Here is a 15,727-nt window from a genome sequence, read left to right as displayed (position 1 = left end):
CTTAATATTTTTATTTGATTTTTACCGGAGAAATTGCATTTTCAGGGCAAATCTGGGCACAGACCGAGCATCCTGTACACATTTCCGGATTTATTTTGACCTGATCCTTTTCTATGTAAAAAGCTGGACATCCAAGGTCATTGACACAGTTTCTATGGTTTTTGCACTTGTCCTGGTTAACCTGAAACACTGTTTTTTTGCCTTGTCCAAGCTGTTTTGCATATAAAACACATTTTTCCTTTGCAATAACAACAGAAACTCCCTTGAAATTCATTGCTTCTTCAATGGCTTCCTGGGTTCTTTTGATATTGTAGGGCTTTACGGTTTTGACATAGCCAATTCCAAGGCTTTTTACCACAGTTTCTATATCGATTTGATTATAATTGTTGTACCCTAGCTCAGTCATATCAACACCTGGGTTTGGCTGGTGTCCTGTCATTGCAGTTGTTCTATTGTCAAGAATTACAACGGTAATATCATGGTTGTTGAAAACAGCATTTAAAAGCCCGTTTATTCCTGAATGGAAAAAGGTTGAATCTCCAATAAAAGCAAGGGTGTTTTTCCCTGTGCTTTTTGAGAAACCGCAGGCAGTTCCAATTGATGCACCCATGCACAAAACAAAGTCTCCCATTGAAACAGGAGGAAGAAAACCAAGAGTATAACAGCCAATATCTGAAGGATAAATTGTGTCGGCACCTCCTGCTTTTTTGGCTGAATAGAAAACAGCTCTGTGGGAGCAGCCTGCACAAAGATTGGGGGGTCTGTTCGGTAAAACAGGAAGATCTGAAATATCTACTGGCTGTGCACTTTTATTTTCTAATCCAAAAAATGTTGAAATTGCATTTCTTACTATTGAGGGATTGAATTCATAAAGTCTTGAAAAAAGCTCCTTGGATTTTCCTTTTATCTCACAGGTTACTTTTTCAGTCTGGGCAACGGAACGAACATATTCTTCCATTATAGGTTCTCCTTCTTCAACAATAAGAACCTTTTCGCAGCCCTTGAGAAATTCTTTTATAAGAGCATCTGGCATTGGGTTGGTAAATCCAGGTCTTAGAACTTTAAATTTTTCTTCGTTTCCAAGTTCCTTGATTGAATCGCATACATAAGAATAGCTTACTCCATTACAGATAATTCCAAAGCTACCCTTACCCTCAATAAAGTTGTATGAGCATGAATCTGAAAGTGTTGCCGCTTTTTCAAGGTTGTCTAAAAGAATTTTATGTCTTTTTCTTGAAACCGCAGGAACAGAAACATAATTCATGGGATCTTTGATGAATTTACCTTTTGTATCAGGCGGAGTAATCTCTTTAAACTGAACTACTCCTGAAGAATGGTTGATCCTTGTTGTTGTTCTGAAAATTACAGGTTCATTAAGCTGCTCAGAGAGATCAAAGGCATATTTGATCATTTCTTTTGCTTCATCAGCAGAAGAAGGTTCAAGAACAGGAAGTCCTGCAAGTTTCCCATAATATCTATTGTCCTGCTCATTTTGACTTGAAAACATGAAAGGATCGTCTGCTGTGAGAAGAACAAGTCCTTTTTTTACCCCAAGATAAGCCAGAGTCATAAGAACATCTGCTGCAACGTTTACACCAACATGCTTCATGAGACAAAGACTTCTAAGGCCCGAGTTTGCGGAGGCCGCTGTAAGTTCTAAAGCAATTTTTTCGTTGGAGCTGTATTCAAAATAAAGGTCTGTTTCCTTTGAAATCTGAAAAAGGTTTTCAGAAATTTCCGATGATGGTGTGCCAGGATATGTAGTTGCAAATGCTACCCCAGCTTCAATTGCACCTCTTGCAATAGCTTCGTTTCCCAGTAGGAAGTGTCTGCTTTCGGGTTTTCCCTGTAAAAGTTTATGCATTGTTTCCGTCCTGATCTTTTTTAGGTTGAGTTTATTGTACTTAAGTACTGAGATATAACATGAGTTTTTTTTGTGTAAAGTTTTAATTGGATGAAATTAAAAAAACCTTTTTTTCTTTATAGATTTTGGTTTTGCTTAAATTTAAATTTTAGTAATTGGTATTACCAATTACAAAATGATTAAAATCAGATGGTTGTTGCGTTTTATTTGGATTAAACTTCTTGTTTTTATCAGCTTTTTTTTCATACCTAGTTTCTCTTGTCTACTATAACATATTGATTTCACACTTTAAGCTTATATGTCTAAAAGTTTTCAGATTTTTTATTGACTTAAAAAACGATATTATATAGCGTATTGGTATTACCAAAGAGAGTTGATTGAGATGAAAGGGTTTTGAATGGAGGCAAAGTACGTATTTAAAAGAGCTATTCAGGGAAGGGCAGTGGAAGATATTTTACTTCAGATTGAAGCTGCAATTTTAAACAGAGATTTCCTCCCCGGCGAAAAACTGCCAAGCGAAAGGGAGCTTCAGCTTCAGTTCGGCACAGGAAGAGGGGTGGTCAGGGAAGCTCTTAAAATTTTAAAGCAAAAAGATCTTTTAGAAATTAGAAAAGGTTCAAGGGGCGGAGCTTTTGTCAAAGAAGTTGAAGTAGGTAAAATAAGCGAAACTTTATCCTTGTTTTTAAAACAAAAGGAAATTGAGCCTGAAAAGCTCATAGAATTCAGGGAAAATATAGATCAGACAATAACTATTCTTTCCATAGCAAGGGGTAGTGTGGAAGAAAAAGAATATCTTTATGGAAAAGCAGTTGAACTTAGTAAACTCATTTCTTGTGAAAATCCAGATTTGACCCTGATTGGCGAAGCTGACAGGGAACTTAATATTCTTTTGGCTAAAATGACAAAAAATCCTTTGTTTGACTGGATAATGGAAGCAGTACAATTTGGTTTTTCATCATATGACTATGCTTTGTATGAAAAAGAAGAATTTAGAAGGCTTACAGCTGATAATTGGAAAAAAACAGCTTTTGAAATCAAGAGTAATGAACCTATGAAAGCACTTTCTTCTATTGGTTATCATTATTCTCTTTTAAGGCAGTGTATTGAAGACAAAAAAGCAGACAATAATTTAATTAAAATTTTTAGGAGGATTAATGGGAAAGACAAACTATGATTATATAATAATTGGAGGAGGCTCAGCCGGAAGTGTGCTGGCAAACAGGCTTAGCAAAGATCCATCAAATAAGGTTCTTGTGCTTGAAGCTGGAAGACCTGATTATAAGCTTGATTTCAGGATCCATATGCCGGCTGCTCTTACCTATCCTTTACAGGGAAGATTTTATAATTGGTGGTATGAATCTGATCCTGAACCATTTATGAATAATAGAAGAATTTATCAGCCAAGGGGAAAAGTTCTTGGCGGCTCCAGTACAATAAACGGAATGATTTATATACGCGGCAACGCAATGGATTATGAAAAATGGTCAAGAATAGAAGGGCTTGAAGACTGGAGTTATTTTCAATGCCTTCCTTATTTTAAAAAATTTGAAACAAGGCTTGTGGGTGCAAATCTCTATCACGGAGATAAAGGGCCACTTAAAATTTCAACTGCAAAGTGTGAAAATCCTCTTTTTGATGCTTTTTTTGAAGCTGTCCAGCAGGCAGGTTACCCCTTGACAGAAGATGTTAACGGCTACCAACAAGAAGGTTTTTCAAAGTTTGACCAAAATATTTACAGGGGAAGAAGATATAATGCAGCAAGGGCATATATTCATCCTGTCAAAAAAGAGAGAACAAATCTAAAAATACAATGTTTTGCCAAGGCTTCAAGAATTCTTTTTGAGGGAAATAAAGCTGTTGGGGTTGAGTTTAATGTAAAAGGAAAAAATCAACAAAAGGTTTACGGAAAAGAGATTATCAGCTGCGGAGGAGCAATAAATTCACCTCAGTTATTACAGCTTTCAGGAATTGGAAACGGAGAAGAACTGAAAGATCTTGGAATTGATGTGGTAAAGGATCTTAAAGGTGTTGGCGAAAATCTTCAGGATCATCTTGAGCTTTATGTTCAATATGCATGTAAAAAACCTGTTAGCATGTTTCCGGCACTTAAATGGTATAGACAGCCTTTTATAGGTGCTCAATGGCTTTTTCAAAGAAAAGGTGCTGCTGCAACAAATCATTTTGAGGCAGGTGGATTTATAAGAGGAAATGATGAAGTTAAATACCCCAACCTTCAGTATCATTTTCTTCCAATTGCAATCCGCTATGATGGTTCAGCTCCACAGGAAGGCCATGGATTCCAGTTTCATGTGGGACCAATGAATACAGATGTAAGAGGTCATGTTAAAATCAAGTCGAAAAATCCTGATCAATATCCCTCAATTCTTTTTAATTATCTTTCAACTGAGCAGGAAAGAAAAGAGTGGGTTGAAGCTATAAGAAAGACAAGAGAAATCGCAAATCAGTCAGCATTTGACGAGCTTAGAGGAAAAGAGCTTGCACCAGGAGTTGATTCCCAGACAGATGAACAGATTCTTGATTTTGTTGCCAGAGAAGGTGAAAGTGCATATCACCCAAGTTGTACCTGTAAAATGGGTTATGATGAGATGGCTGTTGTTGACTCTGAACTCAAAGTTCATGGAGTTGAAAATTTAAGAGTTGTTGATGCTTCGGTAATGCCACTTATTCCCAATGGAAATATTTATGGACCTGTAATGATGATTGCAGAAAAAGCTGCAGATATGATTCTTGGGAAAAAACCTCTTCCCGCTGAAAAAGTACCTTTTTACAAGCACGAAAAACAATAAAAGGAAGTTTTATGTTTAAAAAAATGTTCATAAACGGAAAATGGGTTGAATCAGAGTCCGGAGGAACAAGGAAAATTATAAATCCCTTTGATCAAAGTGTGATAGCAAAAGTTGCTGAAGGAGATGAAAGGGATAGTGTAAAAGCAATAAAAGCCGCAAGACAAGCTTTTGATTCAGGTATCTGGTCAAGTCTTTCAGGAGCTAAACGAGGAGAGTATCTTCATAAAATTCATGAATTAATTCTTCGGGATCATGAAGAGCTTTCACGACTTGAAAGTCTGGATACAGGTAAAACAGTTGAAGAAAGCCGCTGGGATATGGACGGAATTGCAGATGTTTTTAAATATTATTCGTCCATAGCAGAGGAAAACAAAGGCTATATTATAGATTCTCCTTTCCCGGATACATCAAGTAAAGCTGTGTATGAACCTGTTGGGGTTTGTGGGCAGATTTCACCCTGGAATTACCCTCTTTTACAAGCTTCATGGAAAATGGCCCCATCACTTGCAGCCGGATGCACTATTGTAATGAAACCAAGTGAAATTACCCCTCTTACCACAATAAAAATAACTGAGCTTGCAGAGGAAGCAGGAATTCCTCCAGGTGTTGTAAATCTTGTTTTAGGTACTGGAAACAAAGTGGGTTCAGAGCTTGCCAAGTCTTTAGATGTTGATCTCATCTCTTTTACAGGAGGGATTGAAACAGGAAAAATCATAATGCAGTCAGCTGCTAGCAGTTTGAAAAAGATTGCTTTGGAGCTTGGGGGAAAAAATCCCAATATAGTTTTTTCAGATTGTGATTTTGAAACAGCTCTTGATTTTGCTCTAAATGCTGTGTTTTTCCATGCTGGCCAGATTTGCTCAGCAGGGGCAAGACTGATGGTTGAAGATAAAATCCATGATAAATTTGTTTTAGAGCTTAAAAATCGGATTGAAAAAATAAAAATTGGAAACGGGTTTGATGAATCAACTGAAATGGGTCCGCTTATTTCAGAAGAGCACAGAGAAAAAATAGAAAACTATGTAAGTCTTGCTTTAAAAGAAGGGGCAATCCTGGAAACAGGTGGAAAAAGACCGGATGATGAAAAATTAAAAAAAGGATTTTTCTACCTTCCCACTCTTTTTACAAACTGCAAAGCAGAAATGAAAATTGTAAAAGAAGAAAGTTTTGGTCCTGTAATTACTGTTGAAAAATTTTCTTCTGATGATGAAGCTTTAAAACTTGCCAATGATACAAAATATGGACTTTCTGCAGGATTTTGGACAAATTCACCTTCAAGAATTGAAAAATTTTCAAAAGGATTAAGGTTTGGAACAATTTGGATAAATGATTTCAATGTATATTACCCAAGAGCTCCTTGGGGAGGGTATAAGCAATCTGGAATAGGAAGAGAACTTGGACTTGAGGGATTCCATGAGTATTGCGAACTCAAGCATGTTTTCCAAAATTATCAAAATAAGCCAATGAACTGGTTTGGCAAATTTAAATAAGTTGTTAAAAAGTTGTTTGATATCCGGTTTATTTCGGTTAAATGTTTTTAATCAAATTAGTTAATAAAAAATAAGGAGTTTTTATGTTTAATTTAAAAAAAACGTGGCTGGTATTTTTTATGATTTTCTCTTTTGTTTTTGCAGGATCTGTTTATGCAAAAGATGAAATCAGGTTTGTAAGCACAAGTTGGACAGGAATAACTGTAAAAACAGAACTTTCAGTAACTATTCTTAACAACCTTGGTTATAAGGCTTCAAATCTAATGGTTTCTGTGCCTATAGCATACAAGGCACTTGAAACAGGTGATGCTGATGTTTTTCTTGGATACTGGTATCCTTCAATGACAAATATTGCTGAAAGATATTTTGACAGAGGAACAGTTGTAAATTTTGTTGCAAATATGCCCGGAGCCAAATACACTTTGGCAGTTCCAACTTATGCTGCTGAAGGCGGTCTTAAAGATTTTTCAGATATAGCAAAGTTTAAAGATAAGCTTGATGGAAGAATTTATGGAATTGAAGAAGGAAACGACGGAAATCTTGTGATTCAGACCATGATTGATAAAAATATGTTTAATCTTAAAGGTTTTGAGCTGATCCCTTCAAGTGAGGCTGGAATGCTTTCCCAGGTAAGGTCTTATACAAAAACAAAAAAATGGGTGGTGTTTTTAGGATGGTCTCCTCATTATATGAATGAAGTTATTGATATGACCTATCTTACAGGTTCAACCCCTGATACCTTTGGCCCAAATAATGGTACAGCTGTTGTTTATACAAATATAAGAAAAGGCTTTGATAAGGAACAGCCTAATACTGCAACTTTCCTTAAAAACTTAAAGTTCCCCATTCCTATGATGAATGAAATAATGGATTCACTTAAAAAGGATCAGAATCTGACTCCTAAACAAGCTGGTTTAGCTTGGATTAAGAAAAATCCTGAAGTTTATCGTCCATGGTTTAATAATGTTAAAACAAAAGACGGCAAAAATGGTCTTGAGGCATTTGAAACCTATCTTAACAAACTATAGGCTTATTTAGTTTCAACAAAGGGAGTTTGTATTTACAAACTCCTTTTGTTGTTTTAATTGTCGCAAGTTGTCTGTTTTATGGAGCATTTCCGCAACTAATAAGGTGGCCAGAAAATAGGAAGCAGCCAAACTGAAACTCCAAAAACTATTATAGTAAGGGGTGCTCCCACTTTGATATAATCAATGAATTTATACCCGCCAGGTCCCATGACAAGCATATGGGCGGCATGGGAAACAGGACTTGCAAAGCTGGCAGAAACGGCTATGGCAACGGTCATTATTAGGAGCTGAGGGGAAATCCCCAAGCTTGCAGCAACGCTCAGGGCTACAGGAGCCATGAGCACAACAAGAGCGGACGGAGGAATAGCCTGAACCGCTATAACGGTAACAAAGAAAAAGGCAGCAACCACCCAGCGGGGTCCAAGATCACCTACCATGGTGATTAAAAAATCAGCCCCCATTTGAGCAGCTCCTGTTTTTTGGATGGCAACCCCCAGGGGAAGCATACTGGCCATGAGAAAAACAACTCTCCACTCAATGGCTCGATAAGCTTCTTGCATGCTTAATGCTCCGGACAAAATCATAAGAGAGGCTCCGGCAACTGCGGCAATGGAAATAGGAAGCAAACCAAGGATGGCACTGGCAATAACTAAAACCATAATAACAGCTGCAAAACCTGCTTTTTCCAGACGGGGAACCTTGACAGCAGAGGTATCCAGTACAAGAAAATCAGGATCCCTTGCCACGGCGTGCAGTTTTTCCCTTTGTCCATAAACAAGCAGGGCATCCCCAAACTTGAGGGGCATTTCCTGTAAACGGGTTCTAAAGACTTTGCCCTTGCGTAAAATCGCAAGTACGCTGACCCCATAATGTTCCCGGAACAAAAGATCCCCCAGGGTTTGGCCTGCAAGGGTGGTTCTAGGTGAAAGTAATACTTCGGTAACACCAACCTGCTGGGACTCCAACTCGGCTAAAAGGCCGGCAGATTTTTCATAAATCACAAGATCCTGAAGCCCCTCAAGGATTTCAAGGTCTTGTGGAGAGCCTTGCATGAGTAATAGATCATTTGCCTGGATTTTTTCCTGGGGAGACGGCATACAAATCAAGGCTTCGTCCCTAAGGATTCCTGCAACGGTAAGACCAAAAACATTACCCAGACGGGTTTCAAGCAGACTGCGATCCAAAAGCCCCGAACCTGAAGGAATACGCACGGGCAAAATTTGGCCATGGCCACCTGTTAAATTATCCACCTCACTTTGATCGATAAACTTAGGCCCAGTTACTAAATCTTTGTTAAAAAATTCTTCTAGAGCTTTTTTTTCACCCTGGAGCAGTAAACGATCACCAGGAGCAAAAGGATGGCGTAAGGCATCTTTGACAAGCTTGCCCTCAGAATTATGCAAAGTTAATACATGAACATGGTGTTCACGCCGTAATCCACTTTCAAAAAGCGTAGCCCCTAAAAGAGAAGAATCTTCAGAGACCCGACAATCGGCAACCACCATTTGTTGACAAATTATATTACTGGCTTGATCCATTGGTTCTATTTTAAGATGCTCACTGCCGTTCATTTGTTTTACACGATCAGTCTGGCCGTGGAAAATAAGTTTGTCACCCACCTGAAGAATTTCCGTGGGACGGGGGGCAAGAATTAGTACTCCTTTACGCTTCAGCGCCACAATTGTGATGGAAAGAGCTGAACCGCACCTGCTCTCAACCAGGGTGCGACCCGCAAGCTTTGATCCTGGACGAATCAGAGTGGTGAAAAGATGCTTGTCAAGCCCGTAGGGGTCTTCGCTTGAAAGGTTTTTATTCTCTAATGTTTTTCCACTTCCAGATGGCAACAAAAAACGCCCAATCAAGGCCACAAAGAGAATGCCTGCCATCACAATTGCCGCGGTAATCGGTGTAAAATCAAAAATTTTAAAAGTTGTAAAACCTGCACTGCTTAAAACATCAGTTGCCAGGATATTGGTAGAGGTTGAAATTCCGGTAAATGGCCCGCCAAGAAGGCAGCCTAAAGAAAAAGGCATCAAAAGCCGTGAGGGAGGCCTGCCGCTGCGCCGGGCAAGATCCATGACGGTGGGTAAAAGAACAGCTGCAACTGTTGTGGTATTAATCAGGGCCGAAAAAATGCTGGCCGTGGCCATCAAGACGACCACAAGCGTCATCTCACTGCCTTTAGCAAAACGCTGAAGAGGCTGTCCAAGTCTATGGGCTATGCCTGTACGGTTTAGTCCTGCAGAAAGGATGAACATAGCCCACACAGTAACCACCGCCGGACTGCTGAACCCGGCCAGAGCTTCATCTGGAGTCAAAAATCCCAGCAGGGTCAGTGTGGAAAGAACAAGCAGCCCCACAAGATCCGCTGATAGCCATCCTCCGATAAACACGATCAGGGCCATAAGGATAATTGTTAAAAGAATAATTACTTGAACAGTCATATAATACTCCGCTTAAAATACAAAAAATATTGTTTAAAATTTGATCCATGGTTTTAATTATAAATTATTTTTGGTTCATTTACAGGGCAGATCAAAAACCTAATAGCCATTGTCTGTCAGGCCTTTGATCTGATTCAAATTGTTTTTATATGAAAAGCTAACCTGGATAGATCTTTCAACTTTGGTTCTGGTTTAATTCTAGGTGTTGACAGGCCAGGTAAGCCTGTGGCTGTTAATCTGAAATCCTTAGTGCGTATAGCATGGATATATTATCAAATCAATATACCTAAACAATGCATTCACTTTTTTTAGTTTTAAACTAATTAACTCTTATATCAAATTGTTATGGTAATTTTTATTCACCAAATTATTCAGGTTTAAAATTCAAAACCACAAAATTTCCGAGAGTGTTATTTTAAAAATATAAGGTGTTTTGTTGGTGTCGCTAGAATAAAATCTTTTATAAAATATTATTTAAAGCTGGAGTAAATAAGCCAAATTTTTTATCATAAAAAATTTAGCAACAGTTTTCAAAATCAGGTTTTTGTTTTTAATATTTTTTTATTTATTTCAGGATTGATATGAGCAAAAAAAACAAGTCCTCTTTTTCAGAAGATAAATTTAATTCTTCACCAGAAAAAGAAATTATTCCAGAAAAAGAAATTTGGGAATATGTCTCTTTTGACAGTTTCAAAGTTCCTACAGTTCCAGCTAGCAGTGCGGCAGCTGATTTATGGTCATCTTTTAAGCTTATTTTCAAAAGGGAAGATAAGGGTGAAGAAATTTACCCGGGAAGTGAAGAAGAACTTTATTCTTTACCCTCCCGGCTTGAGGAATTTCTTCTTCCCATAATTGATTTTGAAGACGGAACAAAAGCTTTGGACAATGTTCTTAGCAACTGGCTTGAAAATCCTGATACAGGTAATTCTGTTGTTTATATTGTTGGGCAGCCATACTCAGGAAATAGTGAAATTCTTAAGAAGTGGGCAAAAAACAATGATTCAACAATTATTGAGCCTCCAGATTATGATAAAATTCTTTCAGGTTCTGATAAACTTCCTGAAAGTTTTCCAGAGTCGGGTAAATTATGGGTCCTTCCCAATTTAGAAAAGTTTTTTCTCCGCCATGTAAATGGATTAAAAATAATCCGTAAATTTCTTGAGCTTGCAGAAACAGGAAAGATTGGAAAAGGAGTGGTGGGTTGCCAGAGTTTTGGATGGTCATATTTAAATTTAATTTTCAGACTTTCCAAAAAAAATGTTTTTACTTTACAAGCTTTTGACAATGAAAAATTTATCAAGCTTCTTTCTAAATCAGTCCAAAGGGCAAGGTATACAAAATTTAAATTTTTAAATATGTCAAATGGTAAAAAAATTACAGGGATATCTTCTAATGAAGAACCTATAGATCCTTTTTTTACAAAGCTTGCTTCTTTTTGCAGAGGAAATCTTTTAATGCAGGTAAATTTGTGGAAGGAAAAACTCAGGCTTGAAAATGAAAATTTAAAAGTTGAAAAAATAGATTTAGAAAAAAGTAAAGGAAAAATAATTAATGAAACAATTGTCTGGATGTCTTCAGAAATTTCAGAGTCTGTAAATTTACCTTCCACGGATGAGGACTTAGTAATAATTCTCCATGTTCTTCTCCTTCATGATGGTCTTCCAGAGGATATTCTTTATAAAATTCTTCCTTTTTCAAAACCTGTGTGTAGAAGTGGATTGTCATATCTTCTTGGCTTGGGTCTTGTAAAAAACTTGGAAGGTAAATGTTTTGTGGTTGAATCTGCCTGTTATTCAGTTAGAAAAATGTTGTTTGAAAGAGATTATCTTGTGGATAAATTGTAAATAGAGGTGAAAAGTGTCAATTAAAAACAAAGATTCACATCTTTTTAAAACTCTGGAGCTTTGGGATTTTGTTGAACTTGGAATAATAATTGTTTTGTCAATCTTAATTGTGGCAGCTCTTCAGCACGGACTTAGATGGCTGAGCGGGCGGCTTCACGGCCAAAAAAAACTGACCCTTCTTGCTATTGTGCCTTTTGTAAGGCTTTTTGTAATTATTGTTTCAATAATGATTATAGTGCCTCTTGTGATAGAACCTTCCTTTCAGAACATGGCAGCGCTTCTTGGTACTGTTGGTCTTGCTCTTGGTTTTGCTTTGAAAGATTATGCAAGCAGTCTTATTGCAGGAATAGTTGCAGTGGGCGAAAGAAATTATAGAAATGGCGACTGGATAAGAGTAGGGGATATCTATGGAGAGGTTTATCACGTTGGAATGAGAACAGTTGAAGTTATAACTCCTGATGATGACAGAGTGCTTATTCCCCATTCCATGCTCTGGAATATTTCTGTTATAAATTCCAACAATGGAGAACCAAGGCTTTTGTGTGTGGCAGACTTTTATCTTGAACCTGATCATGACAGCAGAAAAGTGGTTGAAATTTTAGAAGATCTTGCTTTAACCAGTGCTTATTTATATTTTAACTCTCCAATCAAGGTTGTGTTAAAAGAAAAACCTTGGGGAACCCATTATAGACTCAAGGCATATCCTGTGAGCGTAACCCAGCAATTTGGTTTTGTTTCAGATCTTACAATGCGTGGGAAATCATCTCTTAGTGAGCAGGGGTTTAAATTTGCATTTGTTTCTCCTATTATTTCGGAAACATAAGATTTTTTAACTGAGTAGATTGGAAATCCATTGGTTTTTCTTTAGATCAAAAAGTATATGATTGCTGATTGTGGAGCTTTTATTGTTAACTCTTAGTTAAACAGAAAAAAACTATTATATCAAATTTTTATACTGTTAAATTGGAGTTTGAAACCAAGGCAAAGTTTTAACCAGAAAAAATAAATTGTGGAGAAAGTTTATGAGAACTTTGGGTAATATTTTATGGCATTTTCCGTTTTTAGGGTTTTTATCTGCCTTAGGGACATTTTTACTTGGTGTGATTTTACTAATAACAATAATTGGAGCACCCCTTGGATTAGGTTTGATTCAATTATCAAAGTTTTTATTGTGCCCGTTTTCAAACTCAATGATTAGTAAAAAAGATTTGAAAGTAGAACAAAACAAATTATGGCAAAGTTTTGGGTTCATTGTCAGGATTCTTTATTTTCCTTTTGGCTTAATTTTAGCTGTTGTAACAATTTTACAGATTGCCGGATTGTTTATAACAATAATTGGAATTCCTGTTGCTTTGGTTTTAGCAAAATCACTGGGCACTTATTTTAATCCTGTAAATAAAGTTTGTGTTCCAAAAGAAGTTGCTGATGAAATAGAAGTACGTAAAGCAAAAAAACAGACTGAAAAATATTTAGATTAATTTCTGAATTAAATGTTATTTAAAAACCTGCCTGGAAAGGCTTTAAATAAAAAAAGTCGCTAAAATCAGCCAACCAGATTTGCAAATAATTTATTCACGGCATTCACATAATCAATATTCATACACGGTTTTGATAAATGACAGATATTGGCATCATTTTGTTTAAGCTCTTTTATTGATTCTATAAATTCTATATTGCCGGAAACAAATAATATTGGGATGGTTTTATTTGTTTTACGGATATGATGATATACATCCATACCATTGAATTTTCCGGGGATAAAGTAATCCAAGCTTATTAAATCATATTGATTCCCATTCAACAAATCCATTGCAGCCTGACCATTTCTGGCAATATCTACTTTATGATTCCAGGGCTCATCTGTCAGTATCCTGGAATAAATGTCTGAAATAGACAGTTCGTCCTCAACAAGCAGAATGTATTTTCCAGAAAAAGTTTTTTCTTTTTTAACTTTTTCTATTTCTCTGGTTGTTAGTTCTTTTTTTATCACAGGCAAGCTTATGATAACTTTTGAACCCTTTTGAAGCTCCGAAAAAAATGAAATATCACCTTTATGCTGTTCAATATATTTTTTTACATTGGACATTCCATAACCAGTCCCCCTAATGTCTTGTTTATACATAGAGTATAGATCTTTACTGCCTTTCAATGTAAAAGAAGGTTCAAAAATTTCCCCAAGAAATTTCTGGGGAATACCACATCCGTTATCTTCAATTTCAATAAAGATTTGTTCATTTTGCTGATAGGTCCGAAAAATAATTTTTGGATATTTAACAAGGCTTATAGCATGAATTGAATTTTGTACAAGATTTACAATTGCATGTTCGATCATTCCGGGATCAGCCAGGACTTCTGGTAAATCATGTCTGTATTCCCTTTCTACCTTGATGCCTTCCAAATCTTTTTTCATCAGGGTTATAACAAGTTCTATTTTTTCATTAATTGAAAAGAATTCTTGTTTGGGTTCCTGATCTTTAGCAAAGGCTACAAGATTTCTTGTTAAATTTTTACCACGAAGAGTCTGCTCAAAAATTAATTCCAGTTTCTTTTTTATTTTAGCATCTTTACAATTAATAAGTGAAAGTTCTGCATTACCCATAATAATGCCTAAAATATTATTAAAATCATGGGCCATTTTTCCGGCAACCTGACCAACCAATGCAAGCTTTTCCCTTTCAGCTGCCAGGGAAAATGCGGTTTCTTTTTCAGACTGTGCCTTTTTTAATTCAGTAATATCTTCTCCAACAGAAACAATTTTTTCCATTGAACCATCTGCTTTAAAAACAGCATCAAATGAACCTCTGAAATAGTGAGTTTGGCCTTTTTTATCTTTGATCCTGTAATTTAGCAGGGCGTTTGAAATTTTCCCCTGCTTGGCTTTATCCAAACTCTTCAACAAAAGCTCAGCATCTTCTTTTATCATCATTTTAAAACCGGATTGCCCAATAAGCTCTTCAGGTTTATATCCTAGTTTTTCAAAGGATGGGCTTGCAAAGATATAATAAGCATTTGAATCATGAATGGAAACAAGTGCACTGGTATGTCCAATGATAAGTTTAAAGAGTTCTTCACTTTTTTTCAATTCTTCATGGGAGATGACCAATTTTTTTGTCATTATACTGATACTTTTTGATAGATCTCCAATTTCATTGTTTGAATTCAAATCAAGTTTAATCTCGTGCTGTCCCTGGCTTATTAAAACGGCCAGATCTCTTAAGCGGCTGATCGGCTTAGTAATAGATTTGGAAATAAACAGACCAATAATGCCTGTGATAATTAATAGGATTATAATACTGACTGCTATGCTCTTTTCCAAGTGATTAATAGGCTTTATGATATCAGAGATAACCGTTGAAACACCTAGTATCCAGCCATTTGAAAGCTTTGAAAATCCCATTATCTTTTTTTTACCCATGTAAACATATTCAATAACATCTGATTTGTTTTTTTCCATAGATTCTACAATACTATTCAAATCTTTATCTTTTAAATTTAGTATAGATCTATCTATTTGAAGGAAAGGGTGAACAAGAATAGTTAAATCCTTGTTGATCAGGAAAGCGTAGCCGGAGTCGTACAGTTTCATATTACTTATTGTTTTTTCAATATCTTCAAAACTAAGGTCTATTCCTACAACGCCAACCAACAAACCATTTTTATAAATGGCTTTTGTATATGAGATCATTTTTAAATTGATGGTTGCGTCAATATATGGGGGAATCCAAACACCTTCTGTATTGTTAATAGCATCATAATACCATCTCATATCTTCATTGGCAGGAAAAAAGGCGGAGATATCTTCAGATTCCTGATAAATGAAATGCCCTTTTCCATCATTAATATACCAGGACTCAAAAACCTGACCGGTTAATTCAGGATTGATGATAACATAAATTCCCTGAATGCCTATATTTTGATCACCTATTCTTTTGAGCAAATCATTCATTCGTTTCATATACTCATTTTGATAATTCTGGTTGCTTACAAACTGACTTGGATCAAAAGAGGAGCCCACATCAGATTCAAGTACATCAACATATCCTTCTGTTTTTTTAAGTTTTGCACTGAATTCGTTTGCATAGTTTGCTGATATATAATGGAATTTATCACTTGTTTCTTGATAGATGATTTTTGATGTTTGCAATACACTTAAACTGCCTATTGAGACAGCGACAATAATTGAACAAAGCATTATAGATATGAGGATTTTGGTAATGATCTTATTCATAAATTCCATCCATTGTTAAAAA

10 protein-coding genes are annotated in these 15,727 nt (G+C 36.3%); 7 read left to right on the top strand and 3 right to left on the bottom strand.

Annotated features, from left to right (window positions below; genetic code table 11):
• Window positions 1–10 precede the first annotated feature (10 nt).
• Window positions 11–1,864 (bottom strand): indolepyruvate ferredoxin oxidoreductase subunit alpha, encoded by a 1,854-nt coding sequence (iorA, locus tag RBR53_06295; protein MDY0132262.1) that lies wholly within the window; start codon window positions 1,862–1,864, stop codon window positions 11–13.
• Window positions 1,865–2,261: 397 nt separating this feature from the next.
• Here iorA and RBR53_06290 point away from each other — a divergent pair, with 397 nt between their 5' ends.
• The 4 genes from RBR53_06290 (at window position 2,262) to RBR53_06275 (ending at window position 7,189) form a co-directional block, all read left to right on the top strand.
• Window positions 2,262–3,038, top strand: coding sequence for a GntR family transcriptional regulator (locus RBR53_06290; protein ID MDY0132261.1), 777 nt, complete (start codon window positions 2,262–2,264; stop codon window positions 3,036–3,038).
• Entirely contained in the window at window positions 3,019–4,671 is a 1,653-nt protein-coding gene (gene betA, locus RBR53_06285) for a choline dehydrogenase (GenBank protein ID MDY0132260.1), read from the top strand. The genes RBR53_06290 and betA overlap by 20 nt, the downstream gene beginning before the upstream one ends.
• Window positions 4,672–4,682: 11 nt before the next feature.
• Window positions 4,683–6,161: an aldehyde dehydrogenase family protein gene (locus RBR53_06280; protein MDY0132259.1), complete on the top strand. Its 1,479-nt coding sequence runs from the start codon at window positions 4,683–4,685 to the stop codon at window positions 6,159–6,161.
• A gap of 83 nt (window positions 6,162–6,244) precedes the next feature.
• Window positions 6,245–7,189: an ABC transporter substrate-binding protein gene (locus tag RBR53_06275; GenBank protein ID MDY0132258.1), complete on the top strand. Its 945-nt coding sequence runs from the start codon at window positions 6,245–6,247 to the stop codon at window positions 7,187–7,189.
• Window positions 7,190–7,284: 95 nt separating this feature from the next.
• On the opposite strand, the gene RBR53_06270 is transcribed toward RBR53_06275, so the two are convergent.
• Window positions 7,285–9,594, bottom strand: a complete 2,310-nt coding sequence (locus RBR53_06270; GenBank protein ID MDY0132257.1) for an SLC13 family permease — start codon at window positions 9,592–9,594, stop codon at window positions 7,285–7,287.
• A 620-nt stretch (window positions 9,595–10,214) separates the two neighbouring features.
• Here RBR53_06270 and RBR53_06265 point away from each other — a divergent pair.
• The 3 genes from RBR53_06265 to RBR53_06255 all read left to right on the top strand — a co-directional run bounded on the left by RBR53_06265 (window position 10,215) and on the right by RBR53_06255 (window position 12,955).
• Window positions 10,215–11,477 (top strand): hypothetical protein, encoded by a 1,263-nt coding sequence (locus tag RBR53_06265; GenBank protein ID MDY0132256.1) that lies wholly within the window; start codon window positions 10,215–10,217, stop codon window positions 11,475–11,477.
• 13 nt (window positions 11,478–11,490) lie between these two features.
• Window positions 11,491–12,300 carry a mechanosensitive ion channel gene (locus RBR53_06260; GenBank protein ID MDY0132255.1) on the top strand — a complete coding sequence of 270 codons (810 nt, stop codon included), beginning with the start codon at window positions 11,491–11,493 and terminating at the stop codon, window positions 12,298–12,300.
• 199 nt (window positions 12,301–12,499) lie between these two features.
• Window positions 12,500–12,955, top strand: a complete 456-nt coding sequence (locus RBR53_06255) for a YccF domain-containing protein (GenBank protein ID MDY0132254.1) — start codon at window positions 12,500–12,502, stop codon at window positions 12,953–12,955.
• 65 nt (window positions 12,956–13,020) lie between these two features.
• Here the strand turns inward: RBR53_06255 and RBR53_06250 are convergent, their stop codons facing one another.
• Window positions 13,021–15,705, bottom strand: coding sequence for a cache domain-containing protein (locus RBR53_06250; GenBank protein MDY0132253.1), 2,685 nt, complete (start codon window positions 15,703–15,705; stop codon window positions 13,021–13,023).
• Window positions 15,706–15,727 lie beyond the last annotated feature (22 nt).

The organism is Desulforegulaceae bacterium (assembly GCA_034006035.1).
Taxonomy (GTDB): Bacteria; Desulfobacterota; Desulfobacteria; order Desulfobacterales; family JACKCP01; genus JACKCP01.
This window is presented reverse-complemented; position numbering and strand designations above follow the sequence as displayed.

Excerpts from the sequence above, each read along its gene's own strand:
- RBR53_06270 (MDY0132257.1), bottom strand. The coding sequence starts at position 9,594 with ATGGCCCTGATCGTGTTTATCGGAGGATGGCTATCAGCGGATCTTGTG.
- RBR53_06275 (MDY0132258.1), top strand. The coding sequence starts at position 6,245 with ATGTTTAATTTAAAAAAAACGTGGCTGGTATTTTTTATGATTTTCTCT.
- RBR53_06255 (MDY0132254.1), top strand. The coding sequence starts at position 12,500 with ATGAGAACTTTGGGTAATATTTTATGGCATTTTCCGTTTTTAGGGTTT.
- RBR53_06250 (MDY0132253.1), bottom strand. The coding sequence starts at position 15,705 with ATGAATAAGATCATTACCAAAATCCTCATATCTATAATGCTTTGTTCA.
- betA (MDY0132260.1), top strand. The coding sequence starts at position 3,019 with ATGGGAAAGACAAACTATGATTATATAATAATTGGAGGAGGCTCAGCC.
- iorA (MDY0132262.1), bottom strand. The coding sequence starts at position 1,864 with ATGCATAAACTTTTACAGGGAAAACCCGAAAGCAGACACTTCCTACTG.
- RBR53_06290 (MDY0132261.1), top strand. The coding sequence starts at position 2,262 with ATGGAGGCAAAGTACGTATTTAAAAGAGCTATTCAGGGAAGGGCAGTG.
- RBR53_06280 (MDY0132259.1), top strand. The coding sequence starts at position 4,683 with ATGTTTAAAAAAATGTTCATAAACGGAAAATGGGTTGAATCAGAGTCC.
- RBR53_06265 (MDY0132256.1), top strand. The coding sequence starts at position 10,215 with ATGAGCAAAAAAAACAAGTCCTCTTTTTCAGAAGATAAATTTAATTCT.